The following is an 18,320-nucleotide window of genomic DNA, read 5'->3' on the forward strand; positions in this document are numbered from 1 at the left end:
TATAAGGCGGAGAATCGGAGGCCCTGATGAACGACGAATACGACTGGTACGGCCCGGATGCAGCAACGTTCGGAGACCGGCTGGCGGGCGCGCGCGAGGCCGCGGGGATGACCCAATCCCAGATGGCCCGGCGGCTGGGCGTGAAAAAGTCCACAATCGCCGCGTGGGAGAATGACCTGTCCGAGCCGCGCGCTAACCGGTTGTCGATGATGGCCGGCATGATCAACGTCTCGATCATGTGGCTGTTGACCGGCGAAGGCGAAGGTATGGATGCGCCGCAGGATTACGCTGAGGGCGATTTGAATGTGGCGGATGCGGTTGCCGAACTGCGTGCGATCCGCAGCGAAATGCGGCTGAGCGCCGAACGCGCCGCACGGCTCGAGAAAAGACTACGCCTGATGCTGGAGGAGCAGGTTTGACCGAGGCGCAGGACGTCAGGATAAAGCGCATGAAAATGCGCTCGATGCGGCGGGGGATCAAAGAGATGGACCTGATCCTGTCTGCCTATGCAGACCGCCACCTGGCGCAGATGGACAAAGCCGGGCTGGATACCTATGACGCCCTGCTGCATGAAAACGATCAGGACCTGTACCAGTGGGTCACGGGCCAGGTTCAGCCGCCGGCCGTATATGCGGATTTGATCGCGGATATCGCGCAGACCTTTCAGAAATAACGGAAAATCCGGCTTAACCGATTATTGGTGAATTCGGTTCATCGTGTGTGAAACTGCGCGACTGAATCGGAGGGTCGGATGAGTATGGAAATGCAGGTCTCGCTGCCGGAATCCAAAGGGTTCATGACCAGCTATCTTGAGGCGCTGGCCCTTGTCGAACGGCTGCACCGGCTGTTGCTGGACGTCATCAAGGACGAATTCGAACGCGTTGGAGTGCTTGAGATCAACGCCGTACAGGCCCTGCTGCTGTTCAACATCGGCGATCATGAGGTGACGGCGGGCGAGTTGAAAAGCCGCGGCTACTATCAGGGCAGCAATGTCAGCTACAACCTCAAGAAACTGGTCGAGATGGGGTATATGCATCACCAAAGGTGCGAGATCGACCGGCGCTCGGTCCGGGTGCGGCTGACCCCGCGCGGGCGTGAGATACGCGACATCGTTTCCGAGCTGTTCTTACGCCATGCCGAGGGGCTGCAGGGCAGGGGCGTGCTGGGACTGGAAGGGATCGAGGATATCACCATCTCTCTGCGCCGGGTCGAACGGTACTGGACCGATCAAATCCGCTACATCTACTGATCAGGGGCGCGCATCCGACAGCACCAGACTGTCAAGTTCCCGGATCAGCTTGCGCACCATGGCATCCTCGTAGGCTTCGAAACCCAAGGCAACCTCGACAAAGGCATCGGGCCCCAGAATGACCCATGCGTTATAGTAGGCGGACAACTCTCCCACCTGAACATAGCGCCTGTCGCCGTTGCCTGGATCGTCCGCGCCGATCACCAGACCGTTGACGGTGATACCTGTCGATCTGAGGCTGGGCTTCACGTCGCGCGGATGCGGGCCCAGATTGTGCTTTCCGTCCCCCGACAGATCCAACGTTCGCTTCCAGCACTCTTGCTGTTGCGACAACAGCTCAGCGCCAAATGTCATGGCCGACCCGACCGCGGTTCCCTGTGGCGCTGCGCTGCGGTCCACCTTTCGCAAGCGCGCCGCAATCCGCGACAGATCGGCAGCCGAGCGGACCTCGGTCCAGTCCAGCAGCATCCTGTGATGCCCCGGTTCGCTCCATTCGAAAACCGCCAGACGCACCGGGACGGCAGAGTTTGACAGGATCAACTGGCCAACTTTGGGATGGCTCAGAGCCGAGGCGAGCCCGTCAAGCTGCAACTGGTATTCCCGCGCGTCAACCGATCCGGACACGTCCAGCCCAAGCGCCAGAGCCTGCCGGCACTGAGCCATGGCGGGTCCGGCAGCGAGAGCCAACAGGATGGCCAGAAAACGCAGGATCATCGAGACGGCCTGTCCAAGGACCCGATTTGCATCCCCGTCAGCTCTCGTTCCAGCTTTTGGCGCATGGCCCGTTCAAAGTCCTCGAACCCGTCGGCGATTTCCAGAAACGCACCGGGCCCGTGAAGCACATTGTTCCGGAAGAACGGGACCAGAAACAACTCGGCTTCAAAGTCATTGGCGTTGATCACCAGACCGTTGACGACCGTGTTCTGAAAGGATGGCAGCCGATAGGCCGCTTGCGTGCTGTACCCGTCATTGTTGGTGCCGTCGCCGGACAGATCGATGGTCTGAAACAGGCAGGGCGGGGCCTGTTCCAACAGAGATGCGCCAAAGGTCAGGGCATGTCCCATGGCCGTGGCCGAAGCGGTGTCAGACCGAACCGACCGGCTGACCCGTTCTGCCGCCGCCAACAGATCGCCACTGCCTTCAATCAGACGCCAGTTCAGAATCACATGCTGATTGGTTGGCCCGCTCCATTCATAAACCGCCAATGCCACCGGCATGGGCGAGGAAAAGAACGCGTCCTGAACCTCGGGCGCGATCAGGGCGGCGGCAAGGCCTTGGCGCTGCAGGATATCCTCGGTCGCATCCACCGAGACGGAAATATCCAGCGCAAGGGCCAGCGCCAGACGGCAGGGCGCGGCCTGAACGGGGCCGGCCAGCGCGGCCAGCCCCAACGCTATCATCGGTCGGATCACCAGTGGCCGGTGCTCTCCATGCTGGCCCAGGGTTCTGCGGGTTCCAGCGCATGCCCGTGCTGAAGAAGTTCGACCGAGATATTGTCCGGCGAGCGTACAAACGCCATGCGCCCGTCGCGCGGGGGCCGGTTGATCACGATGCCATTGTCCTGCAGGTGCTGGCAGGTCTCGTAAATATTGTCGACGCCAAAGGCGAGGTGACCGAAATGGCGGCTGTCGCTGGGCAGCCCGTCATCGCCATCCCAGTTGTGGGTCAGCTCGATAGGACGATCCTCCTGCCCCGGAGGCGCCATGAAGATCAGGGAAAAACGGCCCTGTTCGCTGTCATACCGGCGCGTTTCCTCCAGACCCAGCAGCTTGTAAAACGCCATGGATTTTTCCAGATCCTTCACCCGGATCATGGTGTGAAGATATGTCAGCCCCATCATGGCTTCCTTTCGATGATTGTGATTTACCGCAGCTTAGCGCGCCGACCCGACGTGTCGAGGGGGCAGCAGGAACACAATTTCAAAATTGCCCGCGCGACGGTACATATGGCGGTTCCGGTGTCTGGACTGTCGATATATAGTGGTCAGCGACTCATTGCCAGAAAGGAAAATTTCATGCCGCTGTCCGCCGAACATCAGGCCGAGATCGAAGCGCAACGCGCGCAATCGCATCCAACCCGTCGCGTTGTCGCAGCAGGCATGGAAGAGCGTCTGTACACTGCTCATCAGGTTCTGGACCACGGCTTCGTGCGCGTGATCGACTATATGGGCGATGATGCCGCAATCTGTCAGGCGGCCCGCGTGTCTTATGGCAAAGGCACCAAATCGGTCCAGAATGACGAAGGGCTGATCCGCTATCTGATGCGCCACTGGCATTCCACCCCGTTCGAGATGTGCGAAGTGAAGCTGCATGTCAAACTGCCGGTCTTTGTGGCCCGTCAGTGGATTCGTCACCGCACGGCGAATGTGAATGAATACTCGGCGCGGTATTCGATTCTGGACCGCGAATTTTACATTCCCGCGCCCGAACATGTCGCCGCGCAATCCGAGGTCAACAACCAGGGCCGCGGGTCCGCGCTGGAAGGGGAGGAAGCCGCGCGCGTGCTCGACATCCTCAAGGCTGACAGCGCGCGGTGCTATGACAACTACGAAAACATGATCAGCCAGGACGGCCAGCAGGGTCTGGCGCGGGAACTGGCTCGGATGAACCTGCCTGCCAATATCTACACGCAATGGTACTGGAAGGTGGACCTGCACAACCTGTTCCACTTCCTGCGCCTGCGCGCCGACCCGCATGCGCAGTACGAAATCCGTGTGTATGCCGAGGCGATGTGCAAGATCGTCGCCGATTGGGTGCCGTTCGCCTACAAAGCGTTCGAGGATTATCGCCTGGGCGCCGTCAATCTTTCCGCACAGATGGTCGACAGCCTGCGCCGGATGCTGGCGGGGGAAACGGTCACTCAGGACACTTCAGGCATGACCGCCCGCGAATGGCGTGAGTTCGAAGCGATCATCCGCGAAGGTTGATTTGGAGGCATATCGTTTGTCTATACGCATGGTCATGAAACTGTTACATTGGTCTCATGACCCATGCTTCGATTTTTCCCGCCATGTGCCTGATATTGGGGCTGGCCTTGCCCGCGCAGGCCAAATCGCCCATTGCCGAGGTCCTGTGTGAGCCGACCCAAAGGCTTCATGAAAAACTGACCCGGCAATTCGCGTCCCAGCGCGTCGCAACCGGTGTGCGCGGGCCCGAACAGATCATGGAGGTCTGGAGCAGTGATCGCGGTGACTGGACCATGGTCGTGACATATGCGACCGGCACGTCCTGCATCGTCGCGATGGGACAAGACTGGTTTACCCATGCGGACAACGTGCCAGCACGAGGATAGGGCATTTGCCGGATGGGGGCGGCCGGCGGCCTGAAATTGGCCGCCAACCTTCTCTGAAATCTCCCCGCGCAATGCGGGGCTGTTTTTTACAACGGCTTCAAATCAGCTGCCATCTGGCGGCCATCGCGCCCGTCCTGCAACTCGTACGAGACTTTCTGATTGTCAGCGAGCCCGGTCAGGCCGGAGCGTTCTACGGCCGAGATATGAACAAACACATCTTTGCCACCTTCGTCGGGGGCAATAAACCCATAGCCTTTGGTGGTATTGAACCATTTCACGGTGCCGGTTGGCATGTCCCGTGTCTCCTTCTACTTACGCATTGTCCCACAAATTGGTGGGGGCGGTGACTGGCAAGACAGCAACGCGGTCGTTTCGGGCAACCGATACGCCCCACATTGCAAGTTTCACCTTTTTCAACATTGCACGGTGAAGTAAAAAATCAAGAATTACCGCTGGAATCCGGCAAAATTGCCCAAAATAGAACCAAATGCAGGAGCAGCCGCAGAATGCGACTTTATGGACTGAAGACATGTGACACGTGCCGTAAGGCGCTGAAATCGTTGCCGGATGCGCAATTTGTGGACGTGCGCGGCGACGGTGTGCCCGAATCCGTGCTGTCGCAGGCTTTTGCCGAGTTCGGCGAGGCTTTGCTCAACACACGGTCTACAACCTGGCGTGGATTGGATGAAGGCCAGCGCACGCGCCCTGTGATGGAGCTGCTGGTGGATCATCCGACCCTGATGAAACGCCCCCTGATCGAAAATGAGGGTCAATTGTCGCTAGGTTGGACGGCTGAAACGCGGGCGGCGCTTGGCGTTGCCTGATTGCGTGCATATCTGCTGAACAGCAATCGCGAGGATATGGAATGCGGAACGCCGCTATGGTTTTGGGTGTCATCGCCGGATTGATCGGCATGATCGTCGGTTTCGTTGGGTATGGCTATGTCGAGGCGATCCGCCATTTCGGTGGCGTCGAAGGTCTGGCCGAGCCGGTGGACAATCCTGCTCTGGTTCAGACGGTGTCCATCCTGGCCCCGCTTTTGGCGATCGCTGGCGGAGCAATGGCCCATGCCCGCGCCTTGATCGCGGGTCTGTTGCTGCTGATATCGGCGGCGGGGATGTATTACGCGTTCGGGTTTGGTGTTTTCACCATGTTCCCTATCGCTTTTGCCGGTGTGGCCGGCCTGCTTGGGCTTGCCGCGGGTCAGCCGGACAAGCCCAAGGCGCATTTCTAGGTCACTTAATGTGCAGGATGCGGTCCACCGACAGCGGTCCGGCGCCATTGATCACGATCACCGCGAACAGGAATGTCCAGATTGTCCGGTCATCCAGCAATGTCGGAGCGTTGGTGAAGTAGCTGCCCAACTCAGCGCCGTGCCCCGTGACATCCACGATCGTCTGCACCCAGACAAAGCCGATCATGCCCAAGGCCGCGAACCGCGACAGCAGGCCGATCACGATAAGCGCTGGCAAAAGGAATTCGGCCCAGGTTCCCGCGACTGCGATTGCCCAGTGGAAGATGCCCAACTGCGAACTGTCATAGCTGACAGCTTCCATCGCCTTGGGAAAGATCTGAACATAAGCGCCGTCAGACGGGAACAGAAAACCGAACAAGCCGCTGCCCAGTTTGGTCGTCGCCGAATTCCAATAGTAGATCAGCAAGGTCGCAGCAAAGACCAGTCTGGCCAAGGTCGGTGTCAACCAGCCAGACGTCAGTTCCAGTTTCCCCAAGGTGTTATTGTGAAGTGAGATCAGGGCAGTCATGTCTCCAGCCTTTCGATAGTCACAGAAGTTATTGCACCGCCCTGCAAAAGCAGTGCCAGAGTGGTTCCCAGATCAAAATCCGGGATGTCCGTGGTGGTTTTTTCAAACGCGCCGCCGATGGTTTCACCCGCTTGCATATGCGCGATCCAGATGGCCCCGCCCGGCGGCAACGCCTGCGGAAAGGGGTCATATTCGGGGCGAGTGATCAGCACATCCTCGGCTCGTGGTTCGGGTTTCGGTGCGTCCGCTTCGCTGTTGAACCGCCAGATGGCGTGAATGGGCCAGTCCGAGCGGACGATCTGCATCGACGGGGCAAAGCAAAGTTTCGCCCGCATGACATCTTCGGGCGGGACCGCCAGTGCATCCGCCGGTGCCGGGGTGCTATCGGCAGCGTGATACGACCGCCGCAATGCCAGTTCCAGCCGGGCGACGTCGGGCAGGTATCCCAGATGCGACAGCTGCGGCATGTCGGCCAGAAATTCGGGGAATCTGTCGCCATAGAACATCATCAGCGGCGAGGACGGAGGGTGCTGCCGCAGGAAAACGCCCGACAGGCCTTCCATGTTCTGCGTGCCCAGAAGCTTGGTGATCACCGGAAACGCCTGCTGCATCGCTTCGGTCAGCGAAACCGCCACGTTATTGCGATAGACGCTGTACCGCCGGCCTGCGGGCCGGGCCTGAGCATCCGTCAACCCGTCCGGGACGGGGGCCTGCGCATCCAGCAACGCCGCCTGAAAGGTGGATTGAGAAACGCTCATGCGTGTACCCTGTCCAAAGCGGCTTGGGCGCGTTCGGCCTCGGCCCGCAGTACGGGCCAGTCCGGGACGTCGGTATCCCACTCGACCAGCAGCGGTTTCGGGCCGCATTTGTCCAGCACGTAATCCAGCAGTGCCCAGACGGGGTCGATCACTTCGCGCCCGTGGCTGTCGATCAGCAGGGGATGGCCGTGATCGTCTTCGTCTTCATCATGTCCGCCCAGATGAATTTCGCCCACTTTCTCAAGCGGGTAGGCGTCGATATAGCCTTGGGGCGAGAAATCCAGATTGGTGGCCGAAACAAAGACATTGTTGACGTCCAGCAACAGGCCACACCCGGTGCGTTTCGAAATCTCGCGCAGGAAATCGGGCTCGGACCATGTGCTTTCCTCGAACGCCAGATAGCTGGAGGGGTTTTCCAGCAGCATTTGCCGCCCGACAGTATTCTGCACCTGATCGATATGTTCGCAGACCCGCGCCAGCGTTGCGTCGGTATAGGGCAGGGGCAGAAGATCGTTGAAAAAGCTGGTGTCGTGGGTGGACCAGGCCAGATGTTCCGAGAAGCTGGCCGGGTTCAGCCAACCGACCAGATGTTTCAGACGCGCCAGATGATCGGCATCCAGCGGGCCCTCGCCGCCGATGGACAGTCCGACGCCGTGAACCGAGATCGGAAACTGTTCGGACAGGTGGCGCAATTGCGCCAGAGGCCGCCCGCCATCGCCCATGTAGTTTTCGGCATGAATCTCAAGCCACGCTACAGGCTTGGCGTGATCAAGGATCTGCGCAAAATGCTGCGGTTTGTAGCCAACGCCCGGCGCTGCGGGCAACCGGTTTGACCTGAGTGCGTCATCCAACATCTGCAAATCCCCTGATCATAGCAGAAGGGCGGGCGAACCTGCCCGCCCTTCGCAATTCATTCGGACAGCCTTATGCGGGCAGGTCGCGATCCAGCGGCTCGAGCGAGCCTTTGCGGTCCGCGCCGTCTGCGGTTTTCGGCAGTTCGATATCGCTGCAGGTGCCTGCATCAACCAGCGTCCACGCGTTGCCCTGATAGTCGACGGTCGAAGTGCCCGCGCAGGTGGTGCCGGGACCTGCGGCGCAGTCGTTCTGACCGGCCAGCGAAACGCCATAGCATTTCTCTTTTGCCTGAGCGGTTGCGGTTGTGGCCGCGCCCGATACGGCTGCTGCCACGGCGCTTGCGATGACCAGTGTTTTTGCGGTGTTCGACATCTCGGTAATCCCTTTTGATGACTGCGTATGTCTGCTTGTGACAATGACAAAGGTAATGGCTAGTGAGCCACAGTTAAATTCACGAGCCCGTGTCTCACAAGCGTGTCAGGCAGCACTGTGCCCACTTGTAAGTTAACATACTGTTTTTGAATTGAAAAAGGGGAAATGTTTCAATCCGTCCCCGAAGCGGGGGCCGGATTGGCGGCGATATGCTGCCGAATGTTACAGCAGGTCCGGCGGCGTCGCCGCCTGCGACAGCTCATTTGTTACAGTCTCAAGCGGTTGAACCTGCGTCTGTTTTTCACCCAGACGGCGGACGCTGACGGTACGCTCGTCCACCTCGCGGTGACCGACGGCCAGAATGACCGGCACTTTGCCAACCGAATGCTCGCGGACCTTGTAGTTGATCTTTTCGTTGCGAATGTCGGCTTCGGCCCGGACGCCCGCAGCTTTGAGCGTTTCGACAACTTCCATCACATAGGCGTCGGCATCCGACGTGATCGAGGCGACCACAACCTGACGCGGGGCCAGCCAGAACGGAAGCTTGCCTTCCCAGTTTTCGATCAGAATACCGATGAAGCGTTCGAACGATCCCAGACAGGCGCGGTGCAGCATATAGGGGCGGTGCCGGTCGCCGTCCGCGGCGACGTAGCTTGCGCCCAGCCGTTCGGGCAGGTTGGGATCAACCTGGAACGTCCCGCATTGCCAGACCCGTCCGATGGCATCTGTCAGGTAGAAATCCAGCTTGGGACCATAAAACGCGCCGTCGCCGGGCTCCAGCGTGTAGTCCCGGCCGACCGCCTTGATCGCGTTTTCCAATGCGCCTTCGACGTAATCCCAGCTTTCATCCGACCCGACACGCTTTTCCGGGCGGGTCGCAAAACGGATCTCGAAATTGTCGAAACCCAGTTCCTGATAGACATTTGCCAGAAAATCGATGAACCGCGCGCATTCTTCCTGAATCTGATCCTCGGTGCAGAAAATATGCGCATCGTCCTGCGTGAAGCCGCGCACGCGCATGATCCCGTGCAGCGCGCCCGAGGGTTCAAAGCGTGAACACGATCCGAATTCCGCCAATCGCAGCGGCAGATCGCGATAGCTTTTGAGGCCCTGATTGAACACCTGCACGTGGCAGGGGCAATTCATGGGCTTCAGCGCGTTGATGCGGGTCTGGTCCTTGTTTCTGGCACTGGCATCGTCATTTTCGCCATCGCGGCTTTCATCGACCTCGACGAGGAACATGTGGTGCTGGTATTTTTCCCAGTGACCCGAGGCCTCCCACAACTTGCGGTCAACGACCTGAGGGGTGTTGATCTCGCGATAGCCACCCGCACGCTGTTTCCGGCGCATATAGTCCTGAAGTTGCGTGTAGATGGTCCAGCCGTTCGGGTGCCAGAACACCTGACCGGGGGCCTCTTCCTGCATGTGGAACAGGTCCATCTCGCGGCCCAGCTTGCGGTGGTCGCGTTTGGCGGCCTCTTCCAGCATATGCAAGTGGGCTTTCAGCTTTTCCTTACCGGTGAAAGCCACGCCATAGATGCGCTGCAGCATGGCGCGGCTGCTGTCGCCGCGCCAATAGGCGCCTGCGATGGACATCAGCTTGAAGGCATCGCCGGGCAGTTGGCCGGTGTGCTGCAGATGCGGGCCGCGGCACAGGTCCTGCCAATGGCCGTGCCAATACATGCGCAGGGGCTCATCGCCGGGAATGGCCTCGATCAGTTCGACCTTGTAGGGTTCGTTATTGGCCTTGTAGAATTCGATCGCGCGGTCGCGGTCCCAGACCTCGGTGGTGACGGGATCGCGCTTGTTGATGATTTCCTTCATCTTCTTTTCGATGAGGCCGAGGTCTTCGGGCGTAAACGGCTCTTCCCGGTCGAAATCATAATACCAGCCGTTTTCGATGACGGGGCCGATAGTGACTTTGGTCGCGGGCCAGATTTCCTGTACGGCACGCGCCATGACATGCGCCAGATCGTGGCGGATCAGTTCGTTGGCCTGTTCTTCATCCTTCATGGTATGGATGGCGATCTGCGCGTCGGCTTCGATAGGCCATTGCAGGTCCCAGTGTTTGCCGTCGACCGTGGCCGAGATGGCCTTTTTGGCCAGCGAGGTCGAGATGTCCGCCGCCACCTGCGCGGGCGTGACGCCTGCGTCATAGGAACGTGCATTGCCATCGGGGAAGGTGAGAGAGACGGATTTTGAATCCAGGGCCATATCGGCTCTCCTCGTCGGTTTGGCGCCCACTGAACGCCCGGTTGCGGGTTATGCGTGAGGCTCCTTTGGCAGGTGGTGGTGCGCGTGTCAAGGGCCGGAGCGAGGGGCGCTGCCCCTCGCGCTCCCTGGGATATTTTTGGCCAGATGAAGAACGGATCGGGGAATTGCGGTCAGGGGTGGGACGTGCATGATGAGGGGAGTGCGAAAGAGGGTTTCATGGCAGCGACGGAATTTCTGGAGACGGCGCAGGGACGGCGGTTGGCGTATCACAAGACCGAAGGTCTGAGGCCTACGGTGGTTTTTCTGGGGGGATTGAAGTCGGATATGGAGGGCACCAAAGCGGTGCATCTTGAGGCCTGGGCGCAGGCGCGGGAGCAGTCGTTCCTGCGGTTCGACTATTCGGGCCACGGCGAAAGTTCCGGGTCGTTCACGGATGGCTGTATCGGGGATTGGCACGAGGATACCGTTGCTGCGGTCGCGTCGCTGACTGATGGGCCACTGATTGTCGTGGGGTCCTCGATGGGCGGCTGGCAGGCCTTGATGCTGGCCAAAGAAACGCCCGAGCGGATTGCCGGCATGGTGACCATCGCCGCTGCGCCCGATTTTACCGAAGATGGGTATTGGGCGTCATTTACCGATGCGCAGAAGGCCGCGCTGGAAACGGTTGGGCATGTGGAATTGCCTTCGGACTATATGGAGCCCTACATCATCACTAAGCGGATGATTGAGGATGGACGGGAACGCCTTGTCCTGCGCGCGGCTTTGAGCCTGCCGTTCCCGGTGCGGTTTCTGCAGGGCACGGCGGATACAGCCGTCTCGGTGGAGACAGCGGTGCGGTTGCTGGAACATGCCGAAGGACCGGATATACAGTTGCGGTTGGTGAAAGATGCGGACCATCGGTTCTCGGATGGGCCGTGTTTGGGCCTGATCGAAGAGGCGGTACTTGACGTACTGGGGGCAGGCTGATGCGGCGTTTCGGGTGGATATTGGGGCGTCTGCTTCTGGCGCTGATCGTGGTCGGCGGGCTGATCTACTGGTTCGGGCCACGGGAAGAGGTGGACCTGAACCCCTCTTTCGATGCCCGCAAGTTCGGCGAAGGTGTGCAGGTCTATTTCGAAAGCGTCGAGTCGGGTTTTGACGACATCACGCCCGGCGTCGAGAAACGCGTGATCTGGCAGGACGGGTTCAAGGAACAGCGCACGCCGTATTCGGTGCTGTATATGCATGGGTTTTCGGCCAGTTCCGAGGAAATCCGCCCCGTGCCTGACCGGGTCGCGGACGCGCTGGGGGCCAATCTGGTCTACACCCGCCTGCGGGGGCATGGCCGTGACGGCGCCGCGATGGGCGAGGCGACCGCCTTGGGCTGGATGCAGGATATGGCCGAGGGACTGGCCGCAGCCAAGGCCGTTGGCGACAAGGTGGTCGTCATCTCGACATCGACCGGGGGTACGCTGACGGCGGCGGCGGCGCTTGATCCAGAACTCAGCGCGGATGTGGCGGCGATGATCTTCGTATCGCCCAATTTTGGCGTGAATTCGCCGGTTGCCTTCATTCCGGGCCTGCCCTGGGCGCGGAAGTGGCTGCCGCTGGTGATGGGGGAAGAACGCGATGTTTCCAGCTCGGACCCCGAGAAGAACAAATATTGGTCGGTTGTTTACCCTTGGGTGGCAGTGGTACCGATGACGGTTCTTGTGGATACGGTCTATGCGCTTGATTTCTCGGGCGCGAGGGTGCCTGCGTTGTTCATGTTCTCGGATGATGATCAGGTCGTGCGGCCAAAGCGGACCCATAAGGTGGCCGCAGCCTGGGGAGGGCCGGTGACGGTCGAAACGGTGACGATGGGCCCGGGCGATGATCCGATGTCGCATGTCATCGCGGGCCGCTTGATGTCGCCGGGCCAGACCGATGCGGCGGTCGAGGTGATGTTGGCTTGGCTGAAGGGGCAGGGGATCGAATGACCATTTCTCAACCCAGCCGAACGTGACGATGCGCAAGCCGGGCAGCATGTGGAGCCTTGAGACGCTTGGCCGCGTGCGCCTGTCCCGGCATTTCTACATGCGGGATTTTCTGTATTCCGAGATCGGGAGTTTTCATCAGAAACAGAACATCCCCGACAATCCCGATCTGGCCATTGAAACCGGCCGTGCCCTTTGTGAAACCCTGCTGGACCCTTTGGAGGAGACCTTTGGCCGGATCGCCGTGCGCTCGGGCTATCGTTCCCCGTCGCTGAACCGGTTCGGAAATGAAAACCGCCTGAACTGCGCCCGCAATGACAATCCGATGGAATGCCATATCTGGGATCGGGGCGAGGGCGAGGCGCGCATCGCGGGCGCATCCATCGTGATCCCGTGGTTTGCGGATCGCTTTGCGCAGGGCCGCGACTGGCGCGATCTGGCGTGGTGGATGCATGACCATCTGGACTATTCCGAGATCTGGTTCTTCCCCAAGCTCTGCGCCTTCAATCTGGTGTGGCGGCCCAAACCGCATCGCCGGATCGACAGCTACATTGCCCCGCGCGGGTGCCTGTTGCGACCCGGGGCCGAGCCCGGGGAAGACCTGCGCAAACGGCAATCCCGATACGCGGATTTCCCGGCTTTTCGCGGCATCCGGTATCCGTGAAGTTTTCCTTGCCCCACCGGGGCAAAACTTTCATCCTCAGAGCAATCTGAAAGGACTCGGAGAACCGAGCAAAGGGAGGACCCGCGTGATCGAGCCGCTGGTGTTTTTACCTGATTTCATGGCCGATGCCCGGCTGTTTCGCCCTCAGATCGAGGTGCTGTCGCGGGATCGGGCGGTGACTGTTGCGCCGATTTCGCAGGGTGAGCGCATCGAAGAAATCGCCTCGGGCCTTTTGGATCAGGTGCCGCACAGGTTTGCATTGGCAGGGCTTGGCATGGGTGGTGTTGTGGCGCTGGAACTGATCCGTCGCGCGCCCGAGCGGGTCTCGCGCCTGTGCCTCATGGCGACCGACGCGCAGGCGGACACGCCGCAAATGGCGGCAGGACGCGAGGAACTGATTATCGGTGCGCAGGCCGGTCGGTTGGAAGAGGTCATGCGCCGGGTCGTGGGGTCGGATGCGCTGGCTCCGGGACCGCAGCGGATACCGCATCTGAACACCCTTCTGGCCATGGCGACGGATCTGGGGCCGGAGGTGTTCGTGCGTCAGATGCGGGCGTTGCAGCGCCGGCCCGACCAGCAGGGCGCGCTGCGCCGGATCAAGGTGCCGACACTGGTTCTATGCGGTGCCCACGACACGCTGACGCCGGTTCGAAAACACGCTTTCATGGCAGAGCTGATCCCCGAAGCCTCGCTGCAAATCCTTGAAAATGCGGGGCACCTGCCAACGCTTGAGGCTCCGGACATCGTGAATGACGCGATGCGGGATTGGCTGAGCGCGCCTCAGATGATGGCTTACGTGTAAAGTGCGGCCCGCTCGCTTTTGCTGATGACTGTGGGCCGGGCGACCGGCGCAAGGGTCTTCGGATCAAAGAATGGCGTGTTTTTCCAGCTTCCGGACAATCGGGATTTGAAAACGCGCCGCACCAACCCGATGGCGGCCGGTGTTGGATTTTCATGCTTGTACTTGCCGTTCGGCAGTTGAATAAACCCCCGCGTTTTAACGGGGCCGAGGCCCGAGGGGTCGGCAAGCCGTTTGACAATAAACCCGGCAAACGGAAACTTCGGGTTGTGCGGCGTGGTCGCCAGCGGGGCGTTGCAGCATTTGGCGTACCAGCGCAGCATGCCATTGGGGCTAAGTTGCATCACAGCCAGATGTTTCGCGCCCTGATCGACCACGATGGCCTCGGGCGCCATTTGCAGGATGTCGACAGGGCCGGGGGCTGGGTCGGGCTGCCCGAAATACAACTGCGCCGCGCGGCAATCACGGCAGAAACAGACGACATGTGTGCTTTGCGGCAAAGCTGACGCCGCGATGCGACCGCTCATGGTCCCGCAGGAGCAGGCAAAGGCGAGGTCGGCTAGCGCCCTCTCGCCCATCTGCCTCAGGCGACTTTGTTGCTGTTGGCCGCCCGGCGGCGCGGTTTGCGGCTGTTTTCATTCATGAAATTGATCACCAGAGGGCGGATATTGTCCCGCCAACTGCGCCCTGCGAAAATACCGTAGTGGCCGGCACCGGGTTCGACATGGCTGGCTTTCTTGCTCTCCGGCAGGCCGGTACAAAGATCCAGCGCGGCAATGCACTGACCGGGGGCCGAGATATCGTCATTCGCGCCCTCGACGGTTTTGACCGCAACATCGGTGATCTTGCCGATATCCACCTTGTGACCGGCAACCACAAATTCGTTGCGGGCGATTTCGCGGTTCTTGAAGACGCGTTCGACGGTGGAAAGGTAGAACTCGGCCGTCATGTCCATGACTGCCAGATATTCGTCGTAGAACCGGTTGTGGGCGTCATGATCCGACGCCTCGTTCCTGAGGACGCGCTGGATCTGGTCCGTAAACGCCTTGGAGTGGCGATCCGCGTTCATCGACATGAAGGATGCCAGTTGCAGCAGGCCGGGATAGACCATCCGGCCAACGCCCTTGTACTTGAAGCCCACGCGCTGAATCATGGTTTTTTCCAACTGGCCCATCGTCACGCGCCGACCGAAATCCGTCACGTCCGTCGGGGTGGCGTCGGGATCGACCGGGCCGCCGATCAGCGTCAGAGTGCTGGGCTGGGCCTTGGGTTCGACCTCGGCCAGATAGGCGGTGGCGGCCAATGTCAGCGGGGCGGGCTGGCACACGGCGACAACATGCGTGTCGGGGCCGAGCTCTTTCATAAAATCGACAAGGTAGAGGGTGTAGTCCTCGACATCGAACTTACCCGCGGACACAGGAATATCGCGCGCGTTATGCCAATCAGTGATGTAAACCTCGCAATTGACCAGCAGGCTTTTTACCGTCGACCGCAGCAAAGTCGAATAGTGGCCGGACATTGGCGCAACCAAAAGCACTTTGCGGGGCTGGGTTTCACGCCCGTTTACCTTGAAATGAACAAGGTCTCCGAACGGGCGTTCCAGAACCGTGGTAACCTCGACCAGGTGATCCTTGCCGTCTTCACAGGTGTAAGTGCGGATACCCCAGTCGGGTTTGACGACCATGCGCTGGAAGGTGCGTTCCGTCACCTCGCCCCAGGCGGCCATCCAGCCGAACGCAGGGTTCGGGGCCATGGAAAACAGCGGGTACGACGCCATTGCGCTGGCGGTCGCGCCAAGCCACTGGTTCGTGTTTCGCACGGTTTCCATCAAGTCGTAGGTCATCATGTAGCGCATCGAAGGGACCTCCGGTGTATTATCCTGTAAACTCGGACCATTCGTCGCTTTGCCCCCCGACACCCACGACGTTATTCTGCATGGCAGCAAGACTAGGTGGGAATTGTTAAAATGACAACAAGTGAAGGCCAAATGTCTGACGTTAGCGAAGAACATATTGAACGACTTAAAGAAAATATGGAAAAGGTCGAACAACTCTCCAAGCGCCTGGTCGAGGTCATGGCGGTCAAGAAACCCCGCACGACCGCTCTGGACGGTCCGAATCAAGAGCTTTTCGCACGAGCAGCAACAACCTATTGGGCCGAGGCTTGGCAAAATCCCGCCAAACTTCTGGAACAGCAGATCGAATATTGGGGCAAATCGGTTCTGAACTTTGCCGAAGCGCAACAGGCGCTGACCACTGGCGAGGTCGACGACGAAGAACCCGGGCCCAGTGACAAACGGTTTTCGAACCCCTTGTGGGACAGCAACCCCTATTTCCGGTTGATCCGTCAGCAGTATCAGACCAACGCAAAGGCGCTGGAGCAGGCCGTGGCCTCGGTCGAAGACCTGGATAACAACGACAAGCAGCGGCTGCAGTATTTCTCGCAGCAGATCATCGACATGATGGCGCCGACGAATTTCCTGGCCACCAATCCCGACGCGCTGGAAAAGGCGATCGAGACCGAGGGGCAGTCGCTGATCCAGGGACTTGAGAACCTTGTATCGGACCTCGAGGCCAATGACGGCGAACTGGTGGTCAAGCTGGCGGATGACAGCGCCTTTGAGGTCGGCGGCAATCTGGCGACCACTCCGGGTGATGTGGTTTATCGCAACCGCATGATGGAACTGATCCAGTATAAGCCTGCGACCGAGACCGTCTTTGAAACCCCAATCGTCCTGTTCCCGCCCTGGATCAACAAATTCTACATTCTGGACCTGAAGGCCCAGAACAGCATGATCAAGTGGATTACCGAACAGGGCTATACCCTGTTTGTGGTCAGCTGGATCAACCCGGACGTCTCTTATGCCGATGTGGGTATGGAAGACTACATCGAGGAAGGGTTCCTGACTGCAATCGAAGAGGTCAAGAAGATCTGCAAGGTCAAGCAGGTCAATGCGGTCGGATACTGTATCGCGGGAACGACGCTGAACCTGACGCTGTCGCTGCTCAAGCAGCGCGGTGACAAATCGGTCAAATCGGCGACATTCTTCACGACCCTTACGGATTTTGGCGAGCAGGGAGAGTTCACGCCCTTCCTGCAGGACGATTTCGTAGACGGGATCGAAGAGCACGTCGCCAAAGAGGGGCTGTTGAACGCTTGGATTCTGGGGCGCACCATGTCCTTCCTGCGCTCGCGCGACCTTGTTTATACGCCCGCCATCCGCAACTACATGATGGGTGAAACTCCGCCGGCATTCGATCTGCTGTTCTGGAACGGCGACGGGTCCAACCTGCCCGGAAAGATGGCCGTCCAGTATCTGCGCGGTCTGTGTCAGGGCAACGATCTGGTCGGGGACGGGTTCGAACTGATGGGCCACAAGCTGCGCATCAGCGACGTGGATGTTCCGATGATGGCGATCACCTGCGAGACCGATCATATCGCCACCTGGAAAGACTGCTATCGCGGGTTTCAGCAGACCGGGTCGAAATCAAAGACCTTTGTGGTCTCGGAATCCGGCCATATCGCGGGCATCATCAACCCGCCCAGCAAGAAGAAATACGGCCACTACACCAACCCCGACCTGAAGGGCGATGCCGAGACCTGGCTGAAAGAGGCGGACTTCCACGAGGGCTCGTGGTGGCCGCTATGGGAGGCCTGGCTGAAGAAGCGGTCCGGCAAGCAGGTTCCAGCCCGCGATACCGGCGATTCGGATCATCCGCCCCTGTGCCCGGCACCGGGAACCTATGTGCTGGTCAAGGCAAACCGCTGATTTCATTTTGAAACTATTTTTTCTGCATTGCAGCAAAAAATACTTGCAATGCTGCGATGCAGAAACCATATTGTCCTCAAGCTGATGAAAACCGGGGTGGGCCCGGTTCGGCAAAAAGGATTAGGACAATGGCAAAGACGCAAGACTTCACCGCGATCATGAAAGACATGATGGGTGCATTTCCGGTAGACACCGCCGCAATGGAAGACGCATTCAAATCGACCGCTTCGCTGAACGAAAAGCTGTCGGGCGTTGCTCTGGAAGCAGCTGAGAAATCGGCTGAAATCTCGAACAAATGGACCAAAGAAACTCTGGCCAAGCTGAGCGACATGTCGAAAGCAAAGGCCGAGCCTGCTGACTACGCAAAAGCTGCAACCGACTTCGCAAGCGCGTCGGCTGAAGTTGCTGCCGAAAACATGGCTGCTTTCGCTGAAATCGCGAAAAAAGTTCAGACCGAAACCGTCGAGCTGCTGATGGCTGCTGGTAAAGACGCTGCAGAAGAAGCAACTGCTGCTGTCAAGAAAGCAACCACCGAAGTGACGACCGCTGCCAAGAAAGCGGCCGCCGCCAAGTAAGGAAGGGGCGCGACGGGCACCCATTCCTCCCAACTGGTGCAGTTGCGCTGGGCAGG

General features: G+C 59.6%; 24 protein-coding genes. 13 read left to right on the forward strand and 11 right to left on the reverse strand.

The annotated features are described in order from the left end of the window. Positions 1 to 26: 26 nt before the first annotated feature. From ACR0EZ_RS12700 to ACR0EZ_RS12710, 3 genes are all read left to right on the forward strand, one after another. Complete coding sequence (locus ACR0EZ_RS12700) at positions 27 to 419, forward strand: helix-turn-helix domain-containing protein (RefSeq protein ID WP_480613527.1); 393 nt, start codon at positions 27 to 29, stop codon at positions 417 to 419. A 29-nt stretch (positions 420 to 448) separates the two neighbouring features. Beyond that, a complete protein-coding gene (locus tag ACR0EZ_RS12705; RefSeq protein ID WP_480613529.1) occupies positions 449 to 673 on the forward strand; it encodes a succinate dehydrogenase assembly factor 2 in 225 nt (74 codons plus the stop codon). A gap of 78 nt (positions 674 to 751) precedes the next feature. Then, a complete protein-coding gene (locus ACR0EZ_RS12710; protein WP_480613531.1) occupies positions 752 to 1,249 on the forward strand; it encodes a MarR family winged helix-turn-helix transcriptional regulator in 498 nt (165 codons plus the stop codon). On the opposite strand, the gene ACR0EZ_RS12715 is transcribed toward ACR0EZ_RS12710, so the two are convergent. Genes ACR0EZ_RS12715 through ACR0EZ_RS12725 form a run of 3 tightly spaced genes read right to left on the reverse strand, consistent with a single transcriptional unit; the run spans position 1,250 to position 3,086 of the window. Beyond that, the gene (locus tag ACR0EZ_RS12715) at positions 1,250 to 1,963 is read right to left on the reverse strand and encodes a DUF1194 domain-containing protein (protein ID WP_480613533.1); all 714 of its coding nucleotides are present in this window, start codon (positions 1,961 to 1,963) and stop codon (positions 1,250 to 1,252) included. Then, positions 1,960 to 2,661, reverse strand: a complete 702-nt coding sequence (locus ACR0EZ_RS12720; protein ID WP_480613535.1) for a DUF1194 domain-containing protein — start codon at positions 2,659 to 2,661, stop codon at positions 1,960 to 1,962. Before ACR0EZ_RS12720 ends, ACR0EZ_RS12715 begins: the two co-directional genes overlap by 4 nt. Further along, complete coding sequence (locus ACR0EZ_RS12725; RefSeq protein WP_480613537.1) at positions 2,658 to 3,086, reverse strand: VOC family protein; 429 nt, start codon at positions 3,084 to 3,086, stop codon at positions 2,658 to 2,660. The genes ACR0EZ_RS12720 and ACR0EZ_RS12725 overlap by 4 nt, the downstream gene beginning before the upstream one ends. Before the next feature lie 177 nt (positions 3,087 to 3,263). Between ACR0EZ_RS12725 and thyX the strand changes: the two genes are divergently transcribed. Together thyX and ACR0EZ_RS12735 are read left to right on the forward strand one after the other, a co-directional pair. After that, a complete protein-coding gene (gene thyX, locus ACR0EZ_RS12730; RefSeq protein ID WP_480613539.1) occupies positions 3,264 to 4,175 on the forward strand; it encodes an FAD-dependent thymidylate synthase in 912 nt (303 codons plus the stop codon). A gap of 56 nt (positions 4,176 to 4,231) precedes the next feature. Then, positions 4,232 to 4,540, forward strand: coding sequence for a hypothetical protein (locus tag ACR0EZ_RS12735; protein ID WP_480613541.1), 309 nt, complete (start codon positions 4,232 to 4,234; stop codon positions 4,538 to 4,540). Positions 4,541 to 4,626: 86 nt separating this feature from the next. Here the strand turns inward: ACR0EZ_RS12735 and ACR0EZ_RS12740 are convergent, their stop codons facing one another. Further along, on the reverse strand, positions 4,627 to 4,833 hold the full coding sequence (locus tag ACR0EZ_RS12740; RefSeq protein ID WP_008758035.1) for a cold-shock protein: 207 nt from the start codon (positions 4,831 to 4,833) through the stop codon (positions 4,627 to 4,629). Positions 4,834 to 5,046: 213 nt separating this feature from the next. Here ACR0EZ_RS12740 and ACR0EZ_RS12745 point away from each other — a divergent pair, with 213 nt between their 5' ends. Together ACR0EZ_RS12745 and ACR0EZ_RS12750 are read left to right on the forward strand one after the other, a co-directional pair. Continuing rightward, positions 5,047 to 5,364, forward strand: coding sequence for an ArsC/Spx/MgsR family protein (locus tag ACR0EZ_RS12745; protein ID WP_480613543.1), 318 nt, complete (start codon positions 5,047 to 5,049; stop codon positions 5,362 to 5,364). Positions 5,365 to 5,405: 41 nt separating this feature from the next. Further along, positions 5,406 to 5,774 (forward strand): hypothetical protein, encoded by a 369-nt coding sequence (locus ACR0EZ_RS12750; protein WP_480613545.1) that lies wholly within the window; start codon positions 5,406 to 5,408, stop codon positions 5,772 to 5,774. Between the two features lies 1 nt (position 5,775). On the opposite strand, the gene ACR0EZ_RS12755 is transcribed toward ACR0EZ_RS12750, so the two are convergent. From ACR0EZ_RS12755 to thrS, 5 genes are all read right to left on the reverse strand, one after another. Next, positions 5,776 to 6,303 (reverse strand): DoxX family protein, encoded by a 528-nt coding sequence (locus ACR0EZ_RS12755; protein WP_480613547.1) that lies wholly within the window; start codon positions 6,301 to 6,303, stop codon positions 5,776 to 5,778. Next, positions 6,300 to 7,061 carry an HvfC/BufC N-terminal domain-containing protein gene (locus tag ACR0EZ_RS12760; protein WP_480613549.1) on the reverse strand — a complete coding sequence of 254 codons (762 nt, stop codon included), beginning with the start codon at positions 7,059 to 7,061 and terminating at the stop codon, positions 6,300 to 6,302. Before ACR0EZ_RS12760 ends, ACR0EZ_RS12755 begins: the two co-directional genes overlap by 4 nt. Next, positions 7,058 to 7,915, reverse strand: coding sequence for an MNIO family bufferin maturase (bufB, locus tag ACR0EZ_RS12765; protein ID WP_480613551.1), 858 nt, complete (start codon positions 7,913 to 7,915; stop codon positions 7,058 to 7,060). Before bufB ends, ACR0EZ_RS12760 begins: the two co-directional genes overlap by 4 nt. Positions 7,916 to 7,985: 70 nt before the next feature. Beyond that, positions 7,986 to 8,288: a BufA1 family periplasmic bufferin-type metallophore gene (locus ACR0EZ_RS12770; RefSeq protein ID WP_480613553.1), complete on the reverse strand. Its 303-nt coding sequence runs from the start codon at positions 8,286 to 8,288 to the stop codon at positions 7,986 to 7,988. A gap of 222 nt (positions 8,289 to 8,510) precedes the next feature. Continuing rightward, positions 8,511 to 10,502 carry a threonine--tRNA ligase gene (gene thrS / locus ACR0EZ_RS12775; RefSeq protein ID WP_480613555.1) on the reverse strand — a complete coding sequence of 664 codons (1,992 nt, stop codon included), beginning with the start codon at positions 10,500 to 10,502 and terminating at the stop codon, positions 8,511 to 8,513. Positions 10,503 to 10,718: 216 nt separating this feature from the next. Here thrS and ACR0EZ_RS12780 point away from each other — a divergent pair, with 216 nt between their 5' ends. From ACR0EZ_RS12780 to ACR0EZ_RS12795, 4 genes are all read left to right on the forward strand, one after another. Beyond that, positions 10,719 to 11,468, forward strand: a complete 750-nt coding sequence (locus tag ACR0EZ_RS12780) for an alpha/beta fold hydrolase (protein WP_480613932.1) — start codon at positions 10,719 to 10,721, stop codon at positions 11,466 to 11,468. Beyond that, positions 11,468 to 12,460 (forward strand): alpha/beta hydrolase, encoded by a 993-nt coding sequence (locus ACR0EZ_RS12785; RefSeq protein ID WP_480613557.1) that lies wholly within the window; start codon positions 11,468 to 11,470, stop codon positions 12,458 to 12,460. Before ACR0EZ_RS12780 ends, ACR0EZ_RS12785 begins: the two co-directional genes overlap by 1 nt. 46 nt (positions 12,461 to 12,506) lie before the next feature. After that, on the forward strand, positions 12,507 to 13,121 hold the full coding sequence (locus ACR0EZ_RS12790; protein WP_480613934.1) for a hypothetical protein: 615 nt from the start codon (positions 12,507 to 12,509) through the stop codon (positions 13,119 to 13,121). 85 nt (positions 13,122 to 13,206) lie between these two features. Next, positions 13,207 to 13,923 (forward strand): alpha/beta fold hydrolase, encoded by a 717-nt coding sequence (locus ACR0EZ_RS12795; protein ID WP_480613558.1) that lies wholly within the window; start codon positions 13,207 to 13,209, stop codon positions 13,921 to 13,923. Here the strand turns inward: ACR0EZ_RS12795 and ACR0EZ_RS12800 are convergent. Further along, on the reverse strand, positions 13,914 to 14,498 hold the full coding sequence (locus tag ACR0EZ_RS12800) for a DUF6151 family protein (protein ID WP_480613560.1): 585 nt from the start codon (positions 14,496 to 14,498) through the stop codon (positions 13,914 to 13,916). The genes ACR0EZ_RS12795 and ACR0EZ_RS12800 overlap by 10 nt on opposite strands. A 5-nt stretch (positions 14,499 to 14,503) precedes the next feature. Then, positions 14,504 to 15,775, reverse strand: a complete 1,272-nt coding sequence (gene phaZ, locus ACR0EZ_RS12805) for a polyhydroxyalkanoate depolymerase (protein WP_480613562.1) — start codon at positions 15,773 to 15,775, stop codon at positions 14,504 to 14,506. A gap of 111 nt (positions 15,776 to 15,886) precedes the next feature. Here phaZ and ACR0EZ_RS12810 point away from each other — a divergent pair, with 111 nt between their 5' ends. Both ACR0EZ_RS12810 and ACR0EZ_RS12815 read left to right on the forward strand, forming a co-directional pair. Continuing rightward, positions 15,887 to 17,689 carry a PHA/PHB synthase family protein gene (locus ACR0EZ_RS12810; protein ID WP_480613563.1) on the forward strand — a complete coding sequence of 601 codons (1,803 nt, stop codon included), beginning with the start codon at positions 15,887 to 15,889 and terminating at the stop codon, positions 17,687 to 17,689. Positions 17,690 to 17,817: 128 nt separating this feature from the next. Continuing rightward, positions 17,818 to 18,264: a phasin family protein gene (locus tag ACR0EZ_RS12815; RefSeq protein WP_480613936.1), complete on the forward strand. Its 447-nt coding sequence runs from the start codon at positions 17,818 to 17,820 to the stop codon at positions 18,262 to 18,264. The last annotated feature ends 56 nt before the right edge of the window (positions 18,265 to 18,320 follow it).

It is taken from the genome of Ruegeria sp. AK4, from assembly GCF_056541025.1.

Excerpts from the sequence above, each read along its gene's own strand:
- ACR0EZ_RS12700 (WP_480613527.1), top strand. The coding sequence starts at position 27 with ATGAACGACGAATACGACTGGTACGGCCCGGATGCAGCAACGTTCGGA.
- ACR0EZ_RS12705 (WP_480613529.1), top strand. The coding sequence starts at position 449 with ATGAAAATGCGCTCGATGCGGCGGGGGATCAAAGAGATGGACCTGATC.
- ACR0EZ_RS12710 (WP_480613531.1), top strand. The coding sequence starts at position 752 with ATGAGTATGGAAATGCAGGTCTCGCTGCCGGAATCCAAAGGGTTCATG.
- ACR0EZ_RS12715 (WP_480613533.1), bottom strand. The coding sequence starts at position 1,963 with ATGATCCTGCGTTTTCTGGCCATCCTGTTGGCTCTCGCTGCCGGACCC.
- ACR0EZ_RS12725 (WP_480613537.1), bottom strand. The coding sequence starts at position 3,086 with ATGGGGCTGACATATCTTCACACCATGATCCGGGTGAAGGATCTGGAA.
- thyX (WP_480613539.1), top strand. The coding sequence starts at position 3,264 with ATGCCGCTGTCCGCCGAACATCAGGCCGAGATCGAAGCGCAACGCGCG.
- ACR0EZ_RS12735 (WP_480613541.1), top strand. The coding sequence starts at position 4,232 with ATGACCCATGCTTCGATTTTTCCCGCCATGTGCCTGATATTGGGGCTG.
- ACR0EZ_RS12740 (WP_008758035.1), bottom strand. The coding sequence starts at position 4,833 with ATGCCAACCGGCACCGTGAAATGGTTCAATACCACCAAAGGCTATGGG.
- ACR0EZ_RS12745 (WP_480613543.1), top strand. The coding sequence starts at position 5,047 with ATGCGACTTTATGGACTGAAGACATGTGACACGTGCCGTAAGGCGCTG.
- ACR0EZ_RS12750 (WP_480613545.1), top strand. The coding sequence starts at position 5,406 with ATGCGGAACGCCGCTATGGTTTTGGGTGTCATCGCCGGATTGATCGGC.
- ACR0EZ_RS12755 (WP_480613547.1), bottom strand. The coding sequence starts at position 6,303 with ATGACTGCCCTGATCTCACTTCACAATAACACCTTGGGGAAACTGGAA.
- ACR0EZ_RS12760 (WP_480613549.1), bottom strand. The coding sequence starts at position 7,061 with ATGAGCGTTTCTCAATCCACCTTTCAGGCGGCGTTGCTGGATGCGCAG.
- bufB (WP_480613551.1), bottom strand. The coding sequence starts at position 7,915 with ATGTTGGATGACGCACTCAGGTCAAACCGGTTGCCCGCAGCGCCGGGC.
- ACR0EZ_RS12770 (WP_480613553.1), bottom strand. The coding sequence starts at position 8,288 with ATGTCGAACACCGCAAAAACACTGGTCATCGCAAGCGCCGTGGCAGCA.
- thrS (WP_480613555.1), bottom strand. The coding sequence starts at position 10,502 with ATGGCCCTGGATTCAAAATCCGTCTCTCTCACCTTCCCCGATGGCAAT.
- ACR0EZ_RS12780 (WP_480613932.1), top strand. The coding sequence starts at position 10,719 with ATGGCAGCGACGGAATTTCTGGAGACGGCGCAGGGACGGCGGTTGGCG.
- ACR0EZ_RS12785 (WP_480613557.1), top strand. The coding sequence starts at position 11,468 with ATGCGGCGTTTCGGGTGGATATTGGGGCGTCTGCTTCTGGCGCTGATC.
- ACR0EZ_RS12790 (WP_480613934.1), top strand. The coding sequence starts at position 12,507 with ATGTGGAGCCTTGAGACGCTTGGCCGCGTGCGCCTGTCCCGGCATTTC.
- ACR0EZ_RS12800 (WP_480613560.1), bottom strand. The coding sequence starts at position 14,498 with ATGGGCGAGAGGGCGCTAGCCGACCTCGCCTTTGCCTGCTCCTGCGGG.
- phaZ (WP_480613562.1), bottom strand. The coding sequence starts at position 15,775 with ATGCGCTACATGATGACCTACGACTTGATGGAAACCGTGCGAAACACG.
- ACR0EZ_RS12810 (WP_480613563.1), top strand. The coding sequence starts at position 15,887 with ATGACAACAAGTGAAGGCCAAATGTCTGACGTTAGCGAAGAACATATT.
- ACR0EZ_RS12815 (WP_480613936.1), top strand. The coding sequence starts at position 17,818 with ATGGCAAAGACGCAAGACTTCACCGCGATCATGAAAGACATGATGGGT.